Here is a 21603-nt window from a genome sequence, read left to right as displayed (position 1 = left end):
AAACGGAGCCAAGGTCTGTGGTTTGGTCCAGGGTTGGTTTTGGGCTGAGTTTGCTGCGGATCAGCACGATCGCTGCGGGATCGACGCCTCAGCGTGGCAATGTCGCTAGTTGACGGCGGCGCCGGATCTGACGAGGAAGCGTGCATGGTCAGTCGACGAAAACTCCTCGTCAGTGGCGCTGCCGCCCTGGGGGGCGCAGCCCTTGTGAGTCGCGCCAGCAAGGCATCGCAGCTCGATGCACGCGGCGGAGGCTGGGAGCGGTCCTACAGTGGCGGCCCGGAGCAAGCGCAAGCTCCGGGGCAGCCAGGCAAGGACTACAAGCCAGTCATCACACCGAACGGCGCGGCGCTGCCGTGGACCATCGTGGACGGTGTGAAGGTCTTCCACCTGATCGCCGAGGAAGTCGAGCACGAGTTCGCGCCGGGGCTGAAGGCGAAGTGCTGGGGCTACAACGGTCGCGTGCACGGGCCGACGATCGAGGCGGTGGAAGGCGACCGGGTGCGCATCTACGTCACCAATCGCCTATCGGCCCCGACCACGGTGCACTGGCACGGTGTGTATTTGCCGAATGGCATGGATGGAGTCGGTGGGCTGAATCAGGCGGCGATCAAGCCGGGGGAGACGTTCCGCTACGAGTGGACGTTCCGTCAGCACGGCACCTTCATGTACCACTCTCACCACGACGAGATGACCCAGATGGCGATGGGCATGATCGGCATGATCGTCGTACACCCTCGCAAGCCAAGCACAGGTTACCGCGTGGATAGAGACTTCGCCATCATGCTCTCGGAGTGGGCGATCAAGCCTGGGCGCAAGCGCCCTGATCCCAACGCCATGAGCGACTTCAACGTGTTGACGATGAACGCTCGTTGTTACCCTGGCACGCAGCCACTGGTCGTGAAGACTGGGGATCGAGTGCGCATCCGCTTCGGCAACTTGAGCGCGATGGATCATCATCCGATCCACCTACACGGATTCCATTTCAAGGTAGTGGCTACCGACGGTGGGCAGATCCCGGTAGAGGCTCAGACGCCCCAGACCACCGTCTTGGTGCCGACCGGCGCGACCCGTGACGTCGAGTTCATTGCAGACGCCCCCGGGGACTGGGCCATGCACTGCCACATGACCCACCACGTGATGAACCAGATGGGGCACGGCGTTCCGAGCTTGGTTGGAGTGAAGAAGGGCGACCTGGACAAGCGCGCGGGCAAGGTCTCGCCGGGCTACATGACGATGGGGCAAGACGGCATGGGGGATATGGGCACGATGGGCATGCCTGTGCCGAAGAACAGCATCCCAATGGTCGGTGGCAAGGGACCTTACGACTACATCACGATGGGCGGCATGTTCACGATCCTCAAGGTGCGGGACGACCTCGCCTCCTACGACAAAGACCCCGGGTGGTACGTGTTGCCCGCTGGAACCCAGGCGAGACCAGCCAGCTTGGACGAGCTACGCCGAGACGGGATCAAGAAATGAGGCCCGGAATCGGATTCCGTGCGGCAGTGCAAGCTGCCTCTTGGCTTGGGATGAGCTTGGTCGTCTCGGGGTGCTCGAGTTCGCAGCTGCCGGTGGTGTCAGGGAGCGCGGCTGACCCCAGCGCAGCAATCCGTGAGGAGCAACCGCCGCCGAGCGCCCTCGCCGAGGACTTCGACCCGTTTGTGGCGTATCCAGAGCTCCGCGGGGGGGACGCAGAAGGGCACCAGCATCACATGCATGGTGGCCACGCTGTGCCATCTTCAACCGCGCAGCCATCTTCAACCGCTGCGCCATCCTCCACTGCGCAGCCTGCGTCCTCCGCCAAGCCCACGCCGGAAACCGCTGGTTCCACGCCGGATGCTAGCGGGCATGAGACTCACTCCCCGACACCTGGCGACGCCGCACCAGCCGCCCATGGAGGAGCGAAGTGAAGCGTGCACTCACAGTGCTCTTGAGCTGCCTGTCCCTGGTGGGCTGCGTGTCTCAGCAAGCGGGCTACGGCGACCTCAAGCAAGACGTTCGAACGCGCACCGGAAAGGAGGTGCGCTGGTACCATCTCGACGGGACCAAAGCAGCGGAGCAGCGCATCCGGGAGCTGGTCAAGCAGCCCCTAGATCAAGAAGCAGCGGTGCAAATCGCGCTCTTGAACAACCCTCGGATACAGGCGGAGTTCGAGCGCATCGGAATGGCGCGTGCGGATTTAGTATCCGCATGGAAGCTGCCCAATCCTCGCTTGGGTGCCGACGCTACGTTCTACGGCAACGAAAGCGATCCCGAACTCAAGTTCGATGTGACGATGAGCCTGACACGTTTGCTCACGCTTCCGAGTCGCACCGACGCCGCTGATGCGGGCCTCGACCGCGCGCGGCTCGAAGTCCTCGGAGCGACGCTCGACCTGAGCTACGGGGTGCGGCGCGCGGTGATCCAGTTTCAAATCGAGCGCAGCGTCCTCGGGTTGTTGCGCAAGCAAACGGGTGCAAGCAACGCCAGTTATGTGGCGGCGAAGCGCCTGCATGAGGCGGGCAACCTGAACGACTTGGAGCTCGCGACGGAGCAAGCGGCGTACGAAGAAGCGCGGCTAGCCGTGGCTGAGGCCGAGCTTGGCGAGCGCGGCGCGAAGCTCGAGCTCGGGCGCCTACTCGGCTTTTGGCAACTGGGAACCGACTTTCAAGTGCGTGGGCAGCTGCCCGCGCTGCCTCCGCCTTCCGCCGCCGAGCGCCTGAGCGAACCTGCGGCGGAGAAAGCTGCACTCGAAGCCAGTGTGGAGCTGAGCGTCGGTCGCGCGCGCTACGCGGAAGCGACTGGGAAATCCAATGCGGCTCGACTGAGCGGCGCGCTACCGGATGTGAGCGCTGGCGTCGGTGTCGAGCGTCAGGATGATGAGTGGGGCGTCGGACCGGCGGTCCATTTGGAGATCCCGTTGTTCGATCAAGGCCAAGGCGCACTGGGGCGAGCCGAGAGCGAGCGCCGGCGCGCTCGGGCAGACAGCAGCGCTACCGCGGCGGATGTTCGTTCGGCAGTTCGCCGAGTGCGCGCGCAGCTCGCGCTGGCTCGTGATCTCGCACGTCACTACCAGGACGTGGTGCTGCCGCTACGCCGCAAGATCTCAGCCGAGACGTTGCTCGCGTACAACGCGATGAGTGTCGGGGTGTTCGAGTTGATGGCGGCTCGCAGGGCGGAGTTTGCGGCGGGCGTTCGGGCGGTGCGAGCGCTCGGCAGCTACTGGATGCTACACTCCGAGCTGGAACAGTTGCTTGCTGGGGGGCTCCCGACGCTATCCCTCTCCCCCAGGAAGTCCATGGGCAGTGCCCCAAGCGACCCAGCCCCGAGCCACTCAGGACACTGAACGACATTACCATGCGGAAGCAGATACCAGCGGCGGCTTGGCTGATGAGCCTGGTGCTCGGCGCCTGCAGTGGCGGCGAAGCCACACCCGGGGCGTCAGGGACCGGCGGCAGCGCGGGGTTTGGCGGCTCGCTGGTCGGCGGTGCTGGGGCGATGGCCGGTGCGGCTGGAGCTGGCGCTGGCGGAGCCGAGGTGGGAGGCAGCGCAGGAACGACGCCGACGGGGGGCACGGGTGGCGACTACCAGGGCCCGCAGCTGCTGTCGGAGACTGGTCTCTACAGGGATATCGGCACGCGTGAGTTGGCGGAGGGCGTCGTGACCTACGGGGTGCAGTATCCGCTGTGGTCCGATGGCAGCGTGAAGACCCGCTACTTTATGTTGCCTCCGGGAACCACAATCGACGTGTCGGATCCTGACCACTGGGTATTCCCGGTTGGCGCTACGGCGTGGAAGCAGTTCGAGCGCGATGGAAAGCTGATCGAGACGCGCATCGTGAAGAAGACCGTCGCCGGGTTCGACACGGTGGCGTACATTTGGCGGCCGGATGGGAGCGACGCCGACGTGGCGCCCCAGGGCCTCGAGAACGCGTCCGGGACGGCGCATGACGTACCTTCGGAGTCGCAGTGTCTAGAGTGCCACACGAACTCTCATGACTACTTCCTGGGCTTGAGCTTGGTGCAGCTTTCGACCGCCGGAAGCCAGAGCGAGCTACAGCGCTTCGCCGCTACCGGGGCGTTCAACGCTGCGCCACCTGCGGAGTACCACGCGCCAGGGACTAGCGAGCAAGCTTCGGGGCTCGGGTATCTTCACGGAAACTGCGGGCACTGCCACCGAGCAGAGCATCCGCTCGGGCAGAAGCTTGGACTGCACCTGGGGTTGCGAAGCAGCGACACGTCCTTCGCCCAGACGGACTTCGCCGCGAGTGCTCCGGGGGTACCGGCCAAGCACACGATCGGTGGGACGACCATCATCGTGGTTCCCGGACAACCGGCGCAGAGCCAGCTTTGGGTGCGGAGCGGGCTCCGGGACCTGGAGGCCATGCCTCCGCTGGGAACCGAGCTGGTGAACCAGCCGGGGCAAGATGCCATCGCGCAACTCATCCTGAGTCTCCCATCGCAATAGTGACTCGGTGACACTTCGCGCCAGCCGGAGACAGCTTGGATTGCGCACCGCAGTTCAGGGCTGGCGAAAATGGCCACCCCCTGAGTTGGGACGGCGCACACGCAACGGTTGCGAGCAGGAACCGGAATAACTCTACAAAGCGCAAAACCGATCGCTGTTTCGCGCGTCGACGCCTTAATTCTTCGGTCAGCCTGGTCGCGATCGCTAGAAGATGCTTCTCGAAAGTGGCTGCGGTGCCGAACGATCCAGAGTCATGAAGAAGCGGCGTGAGCACCGCCGCAGTCGAAACATGCTGTGAAAGCCAAGCGCAGTAGACACCCCGACCCCAATCAACCTGGCCCCGCTTCAGCGAGCATGGGCCAAGGCCGCCGAGTTCCATCTCCCACGGTCAGCCAGACGAGTCTCCGCGCGGTATCGATTCCGCGCCAGCCGAGGAGTGAGAGAAAGCCAGTTGAGTTCACCCCGCGCACCCATGATACGCTCGCTGGGCCCAACGCCATGGCCGCCGCACTGTCCAACACCGCTGAGCACCCGGCCCAGTCCCAGAGCCGGATGCGAGTCCCCGACTCCGAGGGCGGTCCCACATCGCGAGCGCAACGCTCCACCGTGCTCATCGTCGATGACAACCCCGGTGACCGCGAGTTGTACTCCGAGCTGATCGGTGGCCTAGCTCTGCGTATCCGTGAGGCAAGCACCGCGGACGAAGCCATCAGCGAGTGTGAGCAGGAGCTGCCGAGCTGCGCATTGATCGACTACGGCCTGCCAGGGGCCGATGGCATCGAGCTGGTGCGCATGCTGCGGGAGCGCTACGCGGCCTGCGACTTGCCGTTGATCATCCTCACCGGGCGAGGTGATGAGGGGTTGGCCGTCTCTGCGATGAAGGCTGGCGCCTCCGACTACATTTCCAAGCAGCAGGCTCTGGTCGGAACGGAGCTGGCGCGGGTCATCGGTCTTGCCCTGGAGCGAGCTCATAGCCTGCGTCTGGAGCAGCGCCTGGAGCAGTCTGAGCGCCTTGCGGCGCTTGGTCAGCTCGCAGCTGGGGTCGCTCACGAGATCAACAATCCCGCAAACTTCGTGTTGGTGAATCTTGGTCAGCTCGAGGAGCGCCTTGCGAATCAAGCGGACGGCGAGGAGGGGAGGGAGCTCCTCGCCCTGTGCAAGGATAGCCTGGAGGGCGTTCGGCGCATCGCGGACATCGTACGCGAGATGCATCGGTTCTCGCGGATGCGCCCATTGGACCCACAACCGGTGCAGCTGGAGGAGGTGATCAACGCCGCCATCCGGCTGCTGGCCGGTACCATGCGGCTGCACGCGAGCGTCGAGACACGCTTCGAGTTCAAGCAGCAGGTGGTTGCCGATCGCAGCAAGCTGTTACAGGTGCTCGTCAACCTCCTGGACAACGCCGCAAAGGCGGTCGGTGCTCAGGGGGTCGTGCGTATTGCCACGCAGAAATTATCGGGGCGGGTCCAGGTGCGCGTCGAGGACTCAGGGCCCGGTATTCCGCTGGACATGCGGGAGCGCGTCTTCGAGCCGTTTTTCACTTCGCGAACCGCGGGGTTGGGGTTGGGGTTGGCGCTGTGCCGCGAGTATGTGCGCCGCCACTCCGGTCAGCTCTGGGTCGAAGATTCGAGTCTCGGAGGCGCCTGCTTCGTGATGGAACTGCCGTTCGAGACGGGACTGACCGTTGCGCGGCCTGAGCCGGCCGAAAACGGCGAGCGCCAGACGGAGGGGCGGCGCGTTCGCTTCCTGCTGGTGGACGATGAGCCTCAGATCTTGAGGGCCTTCAAGCGCGCGCTGAACCAGCACTGCGAGATCGAAGTTGCAGGCTCCGTTGAAGCAGCGCTCAGCGTGCTGGAGCAGAGTGAGTTCGACGCTGTGGTGTGCGACATCAGCATGCCGGGGCTTGGCGGGGTGGATCTCTACCGTTGGCTGCTCGACAACAAGCCGGAGCTCGCGTCGCGCCTTCTGTTTTGCAGCGGTGGCATTCTCTCGCCCGACATCGAACGCGAGGTCGCGCGCACGGAGCGTGTGTTGTTGCAGAAGCCCATCGAGCCCTTGGCGCTGCTCCATGCTGTGCGCATCGCCGTCGAGGCTGAGCAAAACGACTGAGCACGCCCAGTCGCGACCGGCCGAGCCGTCAGCGCGCTAGTGGCACGCCATCACGCGCTTGCTCAGCGGGACGTGCTTACACGCGAGGCCGTTCGAGCGGCACTCGCCCCAGTCCGCTTCGTTGCCACAGGTTGGCGCGTTGACTGAGAAGCCCTGGCCCGAGCAGCCCGTCAAGCTCAAGAGTCCGCAGCTCACCTCGTGATCCAAGTCGGGCTTGCGCTCAATCTGGCCACTGCAGTTGAAGTCGAAGAGCACTGCGGCGTTGCTGGAGGCTTCGGTGAAGTACTCCGTCTGTCCCTTGAACACGCGCTTGTCGTTGTCGTCGCAATCGTCCCCACCACACTTGGTCGACTGCTGCCCGTCGTCATCGCAGTCGCATTCCTGCACGCACCCAGCGCCAGCGCTGCCGCCACTTCCCGCACTGCCTCCGCTTGCAGCACTGCCTCCGCTTGCAGCACTGCCACCAGTCCCTGCACTGCTGCCGCTTGCGCCGCCAGCGCCCGCCGCCGCGCCTGCGTCGCTCCCGGCACCACCCGTCGCGCCCTCACCCCCAATCCCGCCTGTCGATGCGGACCCGGCGGAGCCGCCACTCGCACCCGCGTCTGACTTCCTCGCCTCGGGGATGTCGCCCACCACTAAAGAACAGGCGCTCGGCAGTGCCACCAACGAGACCAACAACACAAGCAAGCGGACGCGAGGCATGGTAGCTGCGAATATAGCCCCTCCTCGCTGGAAAGCTGGCGCTCTCCTTCGTGTCACTGCCTCTCCACATGCATTCTCGCCACGCATTCTCCTCTATCGTCCTAGTGAGCGCTTTCGCAGTGGCATCTGGTGGCGCTCCCTCGGTGGCGCACGCACAGGCCAAACCTGCGAACGAACAGGCGTTGGATGCTGCGGCGGCCGCTTACGACGAGGGTGTCGAGGCGTTCGACCGCGCCGAGTACAAGCGCGCAGTGGTCGCGTTTCTGCGCGCGGACTCGCTCATTCCGAGTGACGAGGCCCTGTCGAATGCGATCACCGCTGGGGTACGCGGCGGGGAGCACTTGATGGTGACCCAGGCCGCGCAGCGGGCGATTGCGCGCCAGGGTACGGACCCCAAGCTCGTCACGCGTGCGCGCCGGGCGTTGGCTTTTGCGGGCAGTAAGCTTGCGCAGCTCGACCTTAGCTGTGAGCCATTGCCCTGTGGAATCGCGCTAGATGGTGAAGTCGTAACCGCTGGTGCCCGCTACGTGTTGCCGGGGAATCACGAGCTGGTTGCGATCGCGGGTGACGGTCAACGCAATCAAAAGCAACTCGATCTGGTTGCAGGCACGAGGTACCGCGTGCTGATTCGCACAACCGATGCCAAGGCAGGGGAGCAGCTGCTCGAGCTCAGCAGTCAGCAACAGGGAGCGGCGGTGAAGCCAGTGGAGGCAGGCTCGCTCGATCGCAAGAATCGCTTCGATCGCCAACCTGACTCCGTGGGCGGGGGGCTGCCGCCGTGGACCTTCTATACGGGTGCGGCTCTAAGCGTGGTGTTGCTAGGGGTCACCACCTGGAGCGGTCTGGATGCGCTCGCCGCCAAGAACGACCTTGGGCGCGCACCACGAGAAGAGGATCGAGACGCCGCACTGGACAAGATCCACCGCACGGATATCCTCGTAGGCGCCACCGCGGTGAGCGTGGCCGCGACGCTCTATCTCGGGTTGTTTGCGGTCGACTGGGGCGACGCTGAGGTGAGCGCCAGTCTCGGGTGGGTGCAGCTGCGAGGGCGTTTTTAGCAGGCTCGTCGCCTTGGCCTGCGCGGGTTCGAGCGCTGCTGCTCTCTGGGCTATGCTGCGCAGTCAGTGCCGAGGATCGAAGTGATATGACGGGCGCGGGCTACCAGCACCTGTTCGAGCTGGGGCGGGGCGGGATGGGCTCCGCGCATCTCGCGCGTGCGCTTGGGGCGGAAGGCTTCGAGCGCTTGGTGGTGATCAAGCGCCTCTTGCCCCACCTGATGGAGCATCCAGACGCGATCAAGAGGTTCCTCGGGGAAGCAAAGGTCGCCGCGGTCCTGCACCACTCGAACATCGTCGGGGTTCAACACTCCGGGCGCGATGAGCAGGGTTACTACATCGTCTACGACTACGTCGAAGGCGCGGCGCTCGATGAGCTCGTCGACCGTGTCGAGCTGCGCATGACTCAAATGCCGATCCCGGTGATGTTGAGGATCGGGTTAGACGCGCTGAACGGGCTCCACGCCGCGCACACCGCGCGAGACCACGCTGGGAACTCGCTCGGGATCCTGCATCGGGACATCTCCCCAGAGAACCTGCTCGTGGGCCGGGACGGCGTCACCCGTGTGCTCGACTTCGGCATCGCAAAGAGCGCCATCGCCAGCGTCACGACGGATCAGAACTACTTGGTGGGGAAGTTGATGTTCATGGCGCCGGAGTATCTGGCGCGAGCTCCGACCAGCGCGGCGCTAGATGTGTATGCGTTGGGGATCAGCTTGTGGGTTGCGCTCACTGGCGAGTCTCCCTGGCCCGGCGCAACGGAAGGCCAGCTGGTTACGGAGATCACGCTGAAGGGGGTGCCCCGAGTCTCCACGAAGCGGCAGGTCCCCGCGGCGATCGATGACTTGATTGCGCGAGCCACGGCGATCAAGCAGGAAGACCGCTTCGTCGACGCGCTGCAAATGATCGAAGCGATCGAAGCTCTCGATCGAGCTACCGGCTGGTTGGCCACCCATCGAGACGTCGCAGCGCTGGTCGAGGCGCACTGCGGTGTCGACCTCGAGCGTCGCCGGGGGCGCATCTCAGCTGAGAATCGCCTGCGCGACCCGGCGGATGAAACGCCGGAGAGCCTTCCCGAGCCCAGTGGTTCGCTTGTGGCGAGCGGAAGCGTCGCTGCGGCCACCAACAGTGACATCGAGGGGCAGATCCCTGGGGAAGCAGTGACGCGAGAGCTCACGGCGCCGGTGCCGCTGGTCCAGGAGCGCCGCTTCGCGCGGGATGAGGCACCTCCTCTTTTGCCACTGAACGGCGGTCGGTGGTGGATCGCCGCGCTGCTTGTCAGTGTCTCCGCGCTTGGCCTGGTGGCCTTGCTCTGGCTTCGCGGAGGAGTGAGTGCCGCCCCAGAGCCGACCGCAAACTCAGCTGCGCTAGGGGACGCTCCTCGGCCGCCGTCCAGCGCCGTTGACGAAAATGCGGATGCTGGCGGTGGAGGATCTCTGCCTCCAGCGGCTTCGGCCACCAACTCGGAAACTGAATCTCAGAACCCCCGAGGGAAAGCGGCGCCGCCCCGGACCACTGCTCCGCCAAAGACTGCCGCTCCGGTAGAAGCGGCCGCACCGACTGAGACCGCCGCGCCGGTCGAGACTGCAGCGCCGCCGACGACGTCAGTCCCGGCCAAGACCGGGGCACCCGCTGGCACCGGCGAACCGGGGATCAACAAGCAGAACCCATACCGGCGTCCGTGAGATTCTCCTCACTAGAATGTGCGCGGTAACTCCGCACCATCGATCTGAGCGACGTTGAGCAACGCGTCGCCACGGTGAACCAGCGCCTGTTGCAAGCGCCCGATCACGATCCCCTCCAGCTTGCTCTTGACGCGATGCTCGCGTTTCCCCGAGGCATCGAAAATGGTCGCGACAGCTTGGTCGCGGGCAATGCGTTGACCGAGCTCGACCTGGAGCTCGCAGAAGCCAGCCTGACGGGCGCGGATCCAGCTGCTCTTGTGCGCCTCTACAGGTTGGAGCCGCAGATCCGGCAAGGCTTCTTCAAGCATGCCCAGGCTGGCGAATACCCTGAGCACGCCGCGCGCTCCGACCTCGATCGCCGCGCGATCGAAACGATGCGCTTCGCCGCCTTCGTACAGCAACACCGGGACGCCGAGCTCGCGCCCCGCGGCGCGGAGCGAACCGTCTCGTAGCGATGCGTGGAGGATCACCGGCGCGCCGAAGGCTCGCGCCAAGCGACGCGTCTCCGGATCCTCCAGGTCACAGCGGATCTGCGGCAGGTTCGTGCGGCCGTCGGACCCAGTGTGCAAATCGATGCCGACGTTGGAGCGCCGCGCCACCTGTTCGATGAACAAGTGCGCGAGCTGGCCAGCCAACGGTCCCCGCGGGGAGCCCGGGAAGCTGCGGTTCAGATCACGCCGATCCGGGAGGTAGCGGGAAGCGTTGATGATGCCGAACACGTTCACCACGCTCACCGCGATCAGCGTGCCCCGCAGAGCGCGTGGATTCAGCTGCCGCAAGATGCTGCGGATGACAGCGAGCCCGTTGAGCTCGTCGCCGTGGATAGCAGAACTCACCCACACTACGGGACCTGGCTCGATGCCGTGGGCCACGGCTACTGGGAGTGAGAGCTGGGTGCCCGTGGGTAGCCGCGCGACCGGCAGCTCCAGGTGCTCGAGCGTCCCGGCGGCGATCGCGTGATCCCCGAGCTCGAATGGGGGGCGCTCCGCTCGTGGCGGCGGCGTGCTCGCCGATTTGGTGCCTCGGCCGGATGCCTTTCCCGGCGGGATACTGGCGTTGGGCGATGAGCGTCGCGGTCTCGTGCTCGGCCGAGGGCTCGCCTCAGGGGACGATTTGACAGATGTGGACTTCGAACTTCCCACGCTTGATTGACCACACTGACACCATCCACGCGGCCAAGTCCAGCCCACAGGGGTGTGCAAGTCCTGCGCGGCGTCCCTCGCGTGGCGCGATGGCCCTGCGCAACAGGCGATCGCCACTCGCTGAACGGGTCGCCGAGATCCGCAACTCGAGCTCTAGTATTCTCGGAGCCAACTAGCAGCGACTGCGCTGGACGTCGGTTCGGCACGTCGGATGCTAGGCGCCAGTGCGATTCTCTCCGAAGGCGATCGAGGCTAGCTGTGCACATTCGACTCCCCGTTGGGATCCGGCGACAACCAAGCGACTCATCCTGTGGCGCAACCTGTCTTCACGCTGTGTACGACTACTTCGGTGATCCGCTGCCGCTGCGTCAGGTCGTAGACGAAGTCCCCGAGCTACCCTTGGGCGGCACACTCGCCGTCACTCTGGCGCTGCATGCGCTCCGTCGCGGCTACAAGGCCAAGCTTTTCACGTACAACCTGCAGGTCTTCGACCCAACCTGGTTTGCACCTGAGGTTGATCTGGCTGCGAAGCTCCGAGCGCAGCGCAGCGCGAAGCGCAACGCAAAGCTCCGCGGGGCGACGGATCACTACCTCGAGTTCCTCGAGCTTGGGGGGGAGGTGCGCTTCGAGGAGCTGACGGGGGCGCTCTTGCGACGCTACCTCAAGCGGGAAATCCCCGTACTTACGGGGCTCAGCTCGACCTATCTTTACCGCTGCGCGCGGGAGCTGGACGCTGGCGGGGTGGACGACGTTGCTGGCGGCCCGGTGGGGCACTTCGTGGTGCTTCACGGCTATCACGCGGACCAACGCGAGGTGCACGTGGCCGATCCGTGGCACCCGAATCCCGTCTCGCCAGATCCGAACTACTGGGTCGACATTGGGCGTGTGCTCAACTCGATCTTGCTTGGCATCGTCACCTACGACGCCAATCTGTTGATCCTGGAGCCGCCGCCTCACGCGACCAAGAAGGTGCGGGAGAGCGAGCGAAAGTTACCGGTATCCGTCAAACGAGAGGATCCCAAGTGAAATCGTTGGTCGTAGTGGACCGTAGTGACAACTGGTCCTTTGATATCCCATCAGTTGATGTCGTTTCCGCGCGTGAATACATCACGCGGGCGGATCGATTTGCGCAGCGGGGACTGCGAGTCTTCAATCTGTGTCGTTCCTACCGCTACCAGAGCGCCGGCTACTACGTCTCGCTGCTCGCGGCGGCTCGCGGACACAAGCCGGTGCCCAGCATGGCGACCATCCAGGACCTCAAGAGCAACGAGGTCGTGCGTATCCGCTCCGACGAGCTCGAGGACCTGATCCAGCAGGCGCTGAAGCCCATCCGAGCGACGGAGTTCGTGCTCTCCATCTACTTCGGCAAGAACCTCGCTAAGCGCTATGATCGCCTGGCAGCGCACTTGTTTCGAGTGTTCCACACGCCGCTGATGCGGGCGCGCTTCGAACGCACGGAGGAAGGAGAGTGGCGCTTGGTGCGGCTCTCCACCATCGCGGCGGCGGAGATCCCTGAGGGCCACAAGCAATTCGTGGAGCAAGCAGCGAAGGAGTACTTCGGTTCCCCGAAGCGACACCGGAGCCGTAAGCCGGGGCGCTTCGATCTCGCGATCTTGGTCAATCCAGACGAAGCAGAGCCTCCGTCCAATCCCCGCGCCATCGAGAAGTTCATGCGGGCTGCGCGGCGCCACGACATCACCCCGTGGATCGTGCACCGCGACGAATACGCCCGGCTCGGCGAGTTCGACGCGCTGTTCATCCGGGAGACCACCAACGTCCACCACCACACCTTCCGCTTCGCGCTGCGCGCTCAGGCGGAGGGGCTGGTGGTCGTCGACGATCCAGAGTCGATCTTGCGTTGCACCAATAAAGTGTACCTCGCGGAACTGATGGACCGGGTCGGCGTCGGCACACCGCGCACCCTGGTTGTGCACAAACAGAACATCAACGACGTGATCCCTCAGCTCGGCCTGCCGTGCATCCTGAAGCAGCCTGACAGCGCGTTCTGTCAGGGGGTAATGAAGGCTGAAACCGAGGCGGAGTTTCGTGAGATGGCGGCCCGCCTGCTCGAGAAGTCGGAGCTGATCGTCGCACAGGAATACACGCCAACCGAGTACGACTGGCGAGTCGGGATCTTCGACGGTCAGCCGCTGTACGTTTGCAAGTACTTCATGGCCCCGAAACACTGGCAGGTCACCGCGACGCTGAAGAGCGGTCGCCGACGCTCGGGTCGCGTGGTCTCAGTGCCCGTCGACGAGGCTCCCCCCGGCGTGGTGAAGACTGCGCTCAAGGCGGCGCGTGCGATCGGCGACGGCCTCTACGGCGTCGATTTGAAGCAGCTCGGACGCCGCGTGGTCGTGATGGAGGTCAATGACAATCCGTCCATCGAGTCGCCCTACGAGGACAAACTGCTCGGCGATGAGCTCTACGACCGCATCATGGGTGTATTCCTGAAGCGCCTCGAGGCGCGACAGCGCGGAGTACCGAGCGGAATCGAGGACAACTCATGACCGAGTTTTCGGATCGCTCACCGGGGCTCCACCTCTTCGAGGGCTTTGGCATCGAACTCGAGTACATGATTGTCGACCGAGCGAACCTCGCCGTGCGGCCGATTTGCGATCGGCTCTTCGAGGCAGCCACGGGCCGTGCTGAGGTCGAGGTCGAGCGCGGCGAAATCAGCTGGTCGAACGAGCTGGCCTTGCACGTCGTGGAACTCAAGACGTCCCGTCCGGTAGCGAGCCTGGTCGGACTCGCGGATCAATTCCAGAAGGAAATTGATGCGATGCAGGGCTTCTTGGCTCCGCTCGGCGCCAGATTGATGCCCACTGCGATGCATCCTTGGATGGATCCGCTGAAGGAGACCAAGCTCTGGCCTCATGAACAGAACGACATCTATCGTGCTTTCGATCGCCTGTTCGGCTGCAAAGGGCACGGCTGGTCGAATTTGCAGAGCATGCACATCAACCTGCCCTTTCAGGGGGACGATGAGTTCGGTCGCTTGCACGCAGCGATCCGCGTGGTGCTGCCACTGCTGCCTGCACTGGCCGCATCGTCGCCGGTCGTTGAGGCCAAGCTCACGGGCTTCGCGGACAACCGCCTCGAGTTCTATCGTCGGAACGCCAGCAGTATCCGCTCGGTTACTGGGCGCGTGATCCCGGAGCCTGTCTTCGACGAGGCCGCGTATCGCGAGCGCATCCTCGGGGTCATCGCGAGAGATCTCGCTCAGCAGAAGGCTGATGAAGTTCTCGAGCCGGAGTGGGTGAATGCTCGCGGCGCGATTGCGCGCTTCGTGCGCGACAGTATCGAGATCCGCGTGCTCGATCTTCAGGAGTGCCCCGCGCAAGACCTGGCCGTCGCCAGCTTGGTTACCGAGCTCGTGCGGGGCATGGTGGAGGAGCGTTGGTCCAGCTACGCGGAACAAAGGGCCTGGGAAGCGCCCGCCCTGGAGGAGATCTTCCTCGCCTGCGCGGAGCGCGGATCGGAGGCGTACCTCGATCACGCGGAGTACCTCGAACTGTTCGGCTTGCAGAGCCCGGCGATGACCGCGCGTCGGGTTTGGGGGAGGCTCGCCGAAGCGCTCCCGCTCCCAGCAGAAGTCGCCTCGGGTGTGGAGCTCCTGGTCAGCCAGGGGAGCCTTGCAGAGCGCATCGTTGCGCGTTTGCAAGGCGGTGTCACCCGGGCCGCGTTGGGTGAGGTGTATCGCCAGCTCTGCGAGTGCCTGCGCGAGGGACGCGCCTTTTCTTGAGTGGGACGCGCCTTTCTTCGATTCGAACACGAGGGCTCCCGCTCGTGCTGAGCTGCGAGCATGCGAGCCATGCTGTTCCAAAGTCGCTTGAGGTAGCGTTTCGCGGAGCTGAGGCAGTGCTCCGCAGTCACCGCGGCTGGGATCCGGGAGCGCTCCAGGTCGCGCGCCACTTGAGTCGCGTCTTCGAGGTGCCGCTGGTCGCGGGTCGCTTCTCCCGCTTGGTGATCGATCTGAATCGCAGCGCCCACCACCCACGCTTGTTTTCCCCCTGGAGCAAGCCGCTTCATGCGGCTCAGCGACAGCGACTCTTAGCTCTCCACGCCGCCCACTGGGCGCAAGTGGTGCACCACCTCGAGGGAGTGCTGGCTTGGGGCCCTCGCGTGTTCCACGTCGCCGTGCACTCGTTCACTCCCGAGCTAGACGGAGAGCGACGCAATGCTGACATCGGACTGCTCTACGACCCGAGCCGCCAGCTCGAGCGGGAGCTTGCCGCGCGCCTCAAGACTGACCTGTCGGGCGCTGGCTGCCGAGTACGCCTGAACTATCCGTATCGCGGTGTCGCGGACGGGCTGCCGACCGCATTGCGTAAACGTGTTGGAGCCGCCTACGCCGGCCTCGAACTCGAACTGAATCAAGCCTTCGTTGGCGAGCGTGGAGTGCCCAGGCTGAGCACTGCGCTGGAGCACGCGTTGGCTGACGCGCTCTCCTAGTTTGAATACCGCTGGGCCTCTGCGAAAGAGAGCGTCGGCCCAGCAGCCCCCCGGTGCACCCGGTGCGCGGCGGCTGGCGAGCGCGGCGACGGTTTTGCGCGCTGTCTTCGGTGAGCTCCGAGGTTTCGAGGGATTTCCCGGCTCTCGGCCAAGCCTTACGGTCGGCACGCGAAGTGCTTAAGGAGCGTTCGAGCCTCGACGCTCACTCCCGACATCAGTGCAGCGACCTCGGTCGATGCCGCGGGGAATCAAGAGTCCCCGTTTTTCAGCCAGAACTCAACGATATGAAGCATCTACTCCTTGCCACCACCCTAGGGCTGTTCGCGATGGCGTGCGGCTCCGATCCTCATCCTGCCGTCGCCCCGAGCGGTGCGACCCAAGGCGACGCCCAGTCGAGCGTTGCGGGCCCCAAGGCCTCAGGCGACGACGAGAGCGCGCCCACCCAGCTGGCCATCGACGACAAGATCCTCAAGGCGTGTGGGATCGCGTCTTCGGAGGCCCACTTCGACTTCAACTCGGCCAACGTGAAGCAGGGTGACTACCCGGTGCTGACGAAGCTCGCGAACTGCTTCTCCACCGGTCCGTTGAAAGGCAAGCAGATGTTGCTCGTCGGACACGCGGACTCGCGAGGCGATGAGGAGTACAACATGACGCTCGGCGGACGCCGTGCAGGTGGCGTCAAGAGCGTGCTCGTGGCGCGTAAGCTCAGCGGGAAGCAGGTGACCACCTCGTCTCGCGGGGAGCTCGATGCCACGGGCAGCGACGAATCGAGCTACGCGGCGGACCGCCGCGTCGACGTCCGCCTCGCCGACTGAGAGAGCCTCCTTTGTTACGGGCTGGGGCAGATCCGCCGCGGCTCATGGACAATTGGGGTGATTCGCCCACTCAAGTGAGGTGTTTCCGCAACGCCGCGCAGCCTTTCGAGGTTCGCGGCGTTTCGCGTTTCTGAGCGGGGGACCTCACCCCCAAATCCGCTGGCGGCGGGTTGAGGTGCCACGCACGACTCGCTCCAAAAAGTCCAGTCTCCTCTGTTACAGTTCCGGAACGTTTGGCATACGCGGTGCTTCACCGCCCCTCACTCATGTCCGTCGATCAGTCTCGTTCTTGGCCCAGCTGGTTCCGTAGCGCCCGCCGTTTGGTGGCGGCGAGCGCGCTTGCCGGGCTGTGTTTCGTGCTGGCCGACGTCTGGGCGCGCCACGATTGGCAGCAAGTCAACCTGGGTTGGCATCTGGGTGCATCGACTGCGCTGTACGTAGCCTGGGGCGTAGGCGTTGGCGTCGGCCTGTTGTTGCTCGAGTTGGTTTCGTCGCAAGTGGCGAAGGGGCTGCGCAAGACCCGCGCAGGGAACGCGCTCCGGTTGGGGCGCTGGCTCCCAGTCGTGCTGCTGGTCTTGCTCGCTGCCTGGGGCGCCCACTCGCTGATCATGCCCCTCGTGAGTCATGGCAAAGCCGCGCGACTCGCGCGCTTTGCATGGCCGGTCGGGCTCCTGCTTGGTTCCTCCGTGGTGCTCGCGCGCTGGCTCATCCTCCGGGTGACTCGCAGCGCCAGCCCCCGCACCCCTCTGGTCTTCGCCGGACTGCTGTTCGCGATCGCGGTGCTTGCGATGGGCCTCGACCTGACGGTCCTGATCTCCCTCTACGCGTCCCTGCATGCGCTCTTCGAAGCCACCGCGCTGCTCGCGCTGATTGGCGCCGCGTGGTGCCTGCTCACCGCGCTCGAGCGCGATGCCCGGCGGGTGGGCCAGGCACTGAACGTAATCGCGGGCGTGGCTGCCGTGAGCTTGCTGGCGTTTCCGTTCTGGCGCACGCGCCTCTTCGATGAGCTGCGTCCTGCCTGGCGCGAACCCGTCTACGTCGGCCGTTTGATGGCGCGGGTACAGACCGTCGAGGAGGACCTGCTTGGTGAAGAGTCGGCGGACGCACCTGGGGTCAAGCGTCTCAAGCGGACCTACGACTTGACCGTCACCGCCGAGAAGCCCGAGTGGTCCACGCCGCCAGCGCTGCCGAAGGAGACGGAGGCGGCGCTGGCCGAGCTGCGCCCCGACTCAGAGAAGTTGAACGTCCTCGTCTACTACGTGGACACGTTGCGCGCAGATATCGCCAGCGATCCCAAGGTCATGCCGAACTTCGTGCATTTCTGTGAGGAATCTCTGTGCTTTGAGCGCGCCTATAGCCCCGCCAGCGACACGGTGAGCACGCTCCCGGTGGTTCTGGGCGGGCGTTTCGACGGGCCCAACAAGCACGCGCCGACGGTGCTGGGACAAGCCGAAAACACGGGGCGGGAGACCACGTTGATCATCCCGCGGAGCGCGGGGGAGTTCCTCGGTCGCGAGCTGCCATCGTTCAAGTTCAACCGCATGGAGACCGTCGCGGATTACAACCCCGGTGAACAGGTCTGGGGTTACGGCGCGACCCAGCCGACGGCAGGCAAGCTCGTTGATCGCGCTGTCGCGACGCTACTCGACGGGGAAGGGAAGTCCCCACTGCCCTCAGCGGACCGCGCTTTGACCGCGCCCACACAAGAACTCAAACGCCCTGGCGCGACGAACCCCCCTGGGCTGGGGCGTGAGGGCTTGGGCCGCGAGGCCCTGGATCGCGCCGAGCAGCCGTTCTTTGGCTGGATCTTCAACTTCGACGTCCACAACTGGCGTGAGCTCGATGAGGCCTACGTCAATGAGCGCGCAACCACGCTTGGTGTTGGCGACAAGGAAGACCCAATCTGGCGCTACCGCGTGGTGGCGCGCGCCGTTGACGAAGAGTTCGGGCGATTGATGCGGGAGCTCGACAAGCGCGGGCTCAAGGACAACACCCTGGTGGTCATCATGGCCGACCACGGTGAGGCGCTTGGCCGCCACGGGTTCTGGGTGCACTCAACGTTTCTGTGGGAGGGCCTGGTCCACGTCCCGCTGGCAGTTCGTATCCCCGGGGTAACGCCCAAGAGGGTCGCGCAGCCCATCTCCCTCGCCGACTTGGCGCCCACGCTCGTGCGATCGCTCGAGCCGACGCGCTCTCTCGCCGGCTATCACGGTGAAGATCTGCTGGTACACGCCCTTCCGCAGCCGCCTGCGCGTCGGCTGCCGATCCTGATGGAGGCTTGGTACAAGACCGATCGCCTGCGCATCGGGGTGATCGACCCGGACCGACGCCTCAAGCTGGTTGTACCTCTAGAGAGCGGCGTCCCCGAGGTGCATCGCCTGGACGACGCGGACCCTGAGGCAACGGATGTGTCCCAGCAGGAGAGCGCAGCGCTGCTCGGCATGTTGGACCACTTGGTGGGTAGTCCGCTGTTTCCCCGGCCCGCTCCAACGCCGAAGCCGACGGTCGCCACACGCTGATCGCTGGGCGACGACTCGACGCTAGAGCGGTTGCTGCTCTTCGACGTCCCCTGGGGAAACGTCCAGTTCCCGCACGGCGTTCGCTTCCTTGAGACCCAGGGTGATGCAGTGGATGACCCCTCCGCGATGCACCATGGCGTCCGCAGGCACGGTGACGAGCTTGCGTGGGGAAACCGCCCTACCGAGCGCCGCTAGCGCCTTCGCCTCGAAGTCCAACGAGAGCGTTCTAAAGCTCGGTGCGAGGTAGTGGCCCTTGAGCGGCGTGCCGTTCACGTAGGAATAGTAGCGCTTGCCGTTGATGTGCATGGGCACGCGCACGACGGCCAAGGGCTTGGCGCGACTCGCGGCGGCCTCTTGGAGCACGCGCACCGCCTCGTCCAGCACCGCCGCATCGGTGGGGTAGCGCTGGGCGTCGACCTCGCTCACCATCACGCGGTCCGGTGCGGTGAACTGCGCCATGACGTCCGCATGGCCCGTGGTTTCGTCCGCGAGGTTCGGAAGCACAGCCAACGTGTCACAGCCCATGGTGTGCAGCAGCGCGTCCATGTCCGGGTCGTCCGCGCTCAGGCCGGCGTCTGCCAGGCTGCGATCCGTGATCGCGCAGAGTCCGTCTCCACTGCCAATCACCGCTCCGCCATCGACCTCCAGGGGCATGCTCTCGACAATGGCGGAAAAACCAGGTGCGAGTAGCTGGGGTACCTGGTCGTCCCGAGCGCGCTCGAACGAGTAGTGCGCGTCGAGCCAGCGGCTTTCCCCCGTTGCCGTATGGATTTGAAGTGGCCCATAGTCGCGCACCCAGGGCGTGTCCAGGTCGAGGTGGATCACATTCGCTCCGAGCGCAGAAAGCTCCTTTTCATAGCCGTCGTCCGGCGGGTCCTCGCCGAACAGCACGTCCACCTGAACTTCCTTCGACCCCGCGGCGACGATGGTCTCGACGGCTTCCGACCAATCGGAGTCCCAGCCGATGAGCAGCGTGCTCGGCGCCTCCCAGTCGCCCCGCAGCAACGCGGGGTCACGGCTCGCTGAGCGCTTGACGTAGCTCGGCTGCGAAACGGCCGGGGTGTCGGGCTCGGACACAGGAGTCGAGCGCACCGTGGGCGCGCAAGCGCACCCACTCAGGACCACGAACCAGCACAGGCTCTTCTGCACGATGCGCGTAGTAGAGCAGTTTCCGTGCCACGCGCTAGAGGCGTTCGCCGCGGGCCTCGCGGAGGCCTCGTGCACCATTTGCCCGAGGCCCCGCGCAGGGTCTGCGCTCGACCTAGTCAACCGGCGGGCGTGAGCAGCGTCAGCTTGGCACCGGACGGAACCAAGCAGCCCTTTTGGCAACGCCTTTCTGCGTTGCGGGGCGAGGCGACTGCGGCCTGGCACGCTCTCTGCTCAGCAGCCGACGCCACGCCTCCGACCCGCCGCTCGGGCCGGAGCTGGGTTGGAGTCTGGAAAGCCGATACGTATGTCCACTTGGGCCTTGAGCCTGCCCACCGTCATTGGCGGAGCCAGCAGCGTCCTGTTCGGGCTTGGGGTGGTCGAGGTCCTGCTCCACCGCAGGAACCTCGCGCGCATCCCGATCCGCATCCACGTGAATGGCACTCGCGGCAAGTCCAGCGTGACCCGGCTGATCGCCGCGGCGCTGCGCGAGGGCGGTCTCCGTACCTTCGCCAAGACGACGGGTACGCTCGCCCGGGTGATCCTGCCGGACGGCAGTGAGCTCCCTGTATTCCGACCGGCGGGGGCGAACATCATGGAGCAGAAGCGCATCGTTGCCACTGCGCTTGCTTACCGCGCGGATGCGCTGGTCATCGAGTGCATGGCGTTGCAGCCCGAGCTCCAGGTGTTGAGCGAACGGGGATTGGTGCGTGCGACCCACGGCGTGATCACCAACGCACGGCCGGACCATCTGGACGTGATGGGTCCAGGCCCGCGAGACGTCGCGCTAGCACTCGCCGGGATGACACCAGTGCGCGGCAAGCTATTTACGCGCGAGCAGCAGAACCTCGATGTTCTCGAACGGGCGGCAAAGGACCGCCAGACGGAGCTGATCGCCGTCGATGACAGCACCGTCGAGCAGATCCCCGACGAGACACTCGCGCAGTTCAGCTACACGGAGCACCGCGAGAACGTTGCGCTGGCGCTCAGCGTCGCTCAGTCGGTGGGGGTCAGTCGGGAAGTTGCGCTGCGGGGCATGACGAAGACGCAACCCGATCCGGGCGCGCTCACGGTGCACGAGCTGGACTTCTTCGGACGGCGCATCGTGTTCGTCAACGCGTTCGCCGCCAACGACCCTGTCAGCACCGGGCAGCTCTGGCACCTCATGGTGCAGCGCTTCCCTGATGTGGACACCCGGGTCGCCATCTTCAACTGTCGTTCGGATCGCGCCGATCGCTCGCTGCAACTCGCTGAGGCGCTCCGAGACTGGACCGCCCCGAATCACCTGGTGCTGATGGGTAGCGGAACCTATGCGTTCGCTCGCTCATTTGAGCGTCACGGCGACGCGGCCAAGGTCGTGTTCGTCGAGGGGTACCGTACGGAAGAGATCTTCGAGCGAGTGATCGGCCTTTCCGGTCGCTCCGCCCTGATCGTGGGCATGGGCAACATCGGCGGTCAGGGGCTGCCGCTCGTCTCCTTCTTTGCCAATCGCGCGCCGCCGTCGGATGCGGTCAATGGAAGCTAGCTAG

At 65.1% G+C, this 21603-nt stretch carries 16 protein-coding genes and 1 pseudogene; 14 read left to right on the top strand and 3 right to left on the bottom strand.

What is annotated here, in order from left to right:
* The first annotated feature begins 144 nt into the window (after nt 1-144).
* The 5 genes from H6718_01845 (at nt 145) to H6718_01825 (ending at nt 6555) form a co-directional block, all read left to right on the top strand.
* A complete protein-coding gene (locus H6718_01845) occupies nt 145-1479 on the top strand; it encodes a copper oxidase (GenBank protein ID MCB9584106.1) in 1335 nt (444 codons plus the stop codon).
* Nucleotides 1476-1910, top strand: coding sequence for a hypothetical protein (locus H6718_01840; protein MCB9584105.1), 435 nt, complete (start codon nt 1476-1478; stop codon nt 1908-1910). Before H6718_01845 ends, H6718_01840 begins: the two co-directional genes overlap by 4 nt.
* Complete coding sequence (locus H6718_01835) at nt 1907-3325, top strand: TolC family protein (protein ID MCB9584104.1); 1419 nt, start codon at nt 1907-1909, stop codon at nt 3323-3325. Before H6718_01840 ends, H6718_01835 begins: the two co-directional genes overlap by 4 nt.
* A gap of 11 nt (nt 3326-3336) precedes the next feature.
* Nucleotides 3337-4446 (top strand): hypothetical protein, encoded by a 1110-nt coding sequence (locus H6718_01830; protein ID MCB9584103.1) that lies wholly within the window; start codon nt 3337-3339, stop codon nt 4444-4446.
* 498 nt (nt 4447-4944) lie between these two features.
* On the top strand, nt 4945-6555 hold the full coding sequence (locus H6718_01825; GenBank protein MCB9584102.1) for a response regulator: 1611 nt from the start codon (nt 4945-4947) through the stop codon (nt 6553-6555).
* 36 nt (nt 6556-6591) lie between these two features.
* Here H6718_01825 and H6718_01820 read toward each other — a convergent pair whose 3' ends face one another.
* On the bottom strand, nt 6592-7257 hold the full coding sequence (locus tag H6718_01820) for a hypothetical protein (GenBank protein MCB9584101.1): 666 nt from the start codon (nt 7255-7257) through the stop codon (nt 6592-6594).
* 143 nt (nt 7258-7400) lie between these two features.
* Here H6718_01820 and H6718_01815 point away from each other — a divergent pair, with 143 nt between their 5' ends.
* Together H6718_01815 and H6718_01810 are read left to right on the top strand one after the other, a co-directional pair.
* Nucleotides 7401-8315, top strand: a complete 915-nt coding sequence (locus H6718_01815) for a hypothetical protein (protein ID MCB9584100.1) — start codon at nt 7401-7403, stop codon at nt 8313-8315.
* Nucleotides 8316-8401: 86 nt separating this feature from the next.
* Nucleotides 8402-9997 carry a protein kinase gene (locus H6718_01810; GenBank protein MCB9584099.1) on the top strand — a complete coding sequence of 532 codons (1596 nt, stop codon included), beginning with the start codon at nt 8402-8404 and terminating at the stop codon, nt 9995-9997.
* An 11-nt stretch (nt 9998-10008) separates the two neighbouring features.
* Here the strand turns inward: H6718_01810 and H6718_01805 are convergent, their stop codons facing one another.
* A complete protein-coding gene (locus H6718_01805; GenBank protein MCB9584098.1) occupies nt 10009-10950 on the bottom strand; it encodes a succinylglutamate desuccinylase/aspartoacylase family protein in 942 nt (313 codons plus the stop codon).
* Nucleotides 10951-11397: 447 nt separating this feature from the next.
* On the opposite strand from H6718_01805, the pseudogene H6718_01800 reads away from it, so the two are divergent.
* The 6 genes and pseudogenes from H6718_01800 (at nt 11398) to H6718_01775 (ending at nt 18928) form a co-directional block, all read left to right on the top strand.
* Nucleotides 11398-12087, top strand: a pseudogene (locus H6718_01800) (hypothetical protein).
* 74 nt (nt 12088-12161) lie between these two features.
* On the top strand, nt 12162-13649 hold the full coding sequence (locus H6718_01795) for a RimK family protein (protein MCB9584097.1): 1488 nt from the start codon (nt 12162-12164) through the stop codon (nt 13647-13649).
* Complete coding sequence (locus H6718_01790; protein MCB9584096.1) at nt 13646-14884, top strand: glutamate--cysteine ligase; 1239 nt, start codon at nt 13646-13648, stop codon at nt 14882-14884. The genes H6718_01795 and H6718_01790 overlap by 4 nt, the downstream gene beginning before the upstream one ends.
* 44 nt (nt 14885-14928) lie before the next feature.
* Nucleotides 14929-15594: an N-formylglutamate amidohydrolase gene (locus tag H6718_01785; GenBank protein ID MCB9584095.1), complete on the top strand. Its 666-nt coding sequence runs from the start codon at nt 14929-14931 to the stop codon at nt 15592-15594.
* A gap of 284 nt (nt 15595-15878) precedes the next feature.
* Entirely contained in the window at nt 15879-16409 is a 531-nt protein-coding gene (locus H6718_01780; protein MCB9584094.1) for an OmpA family protein, read from the top strand.
* Between the two features lie 266 nt (nt 16410-16675).
* Nucleotides 16676-18928 (top strand): sulfatase-like hydrolase/transferase, encoded by a 2253-nt coding sequence (locus H6718_01775; GenBank protein MCB9584093.1) that lies wholly within the window; start codon nt 16676-16678, stop codon nt 18926-18928.
* Between the two features lie 21 nt (nt 18929-18949).
* On the opposite strand, the gene H6718_01770 is transcribed toward H6718_01775, so the two are convergent.
* Entirely contained in the window at nt 18950-20077 is a 1128-nt protein-coding gene (locus H6718_01770) for an agmatine deiminase family protein (protein MCB9584092.1), read from the bottom strand.
* A 304-nt stretch (nt 20078-20381) separates the two neighbouring features.
* Between H6718_01770 and pgsB the strand changes: the two genes are divergently transcribed.
* A complete protein-coding gene (pgsB, locus tag H6718_01765; GenBank protein MCB9584091.1) occupies nt 20382-21599 on the top strand; it encodes a poly-gamma-glutamate synthase PgsB in 1218 nt (405 codons plus the stop codon).
* Nucleotides 21600-21603 lie beyond the last annotated feature (4 nt).

The sequence above is a fragment of the Polyangiaceae bacterium genome (genome assembly GCA_020633205.1).
In the GTDB taxonomy this organism is placed as follows: Bacteria; Myxococcota_A; Polyangia; order Polyangiales; family Polyangiaceae; genus JAHBVY01.
Note: the sequence above shows the minus strand (reverse complement) of the source record. Positions and strands in the feature narration are given on the sequence as shown.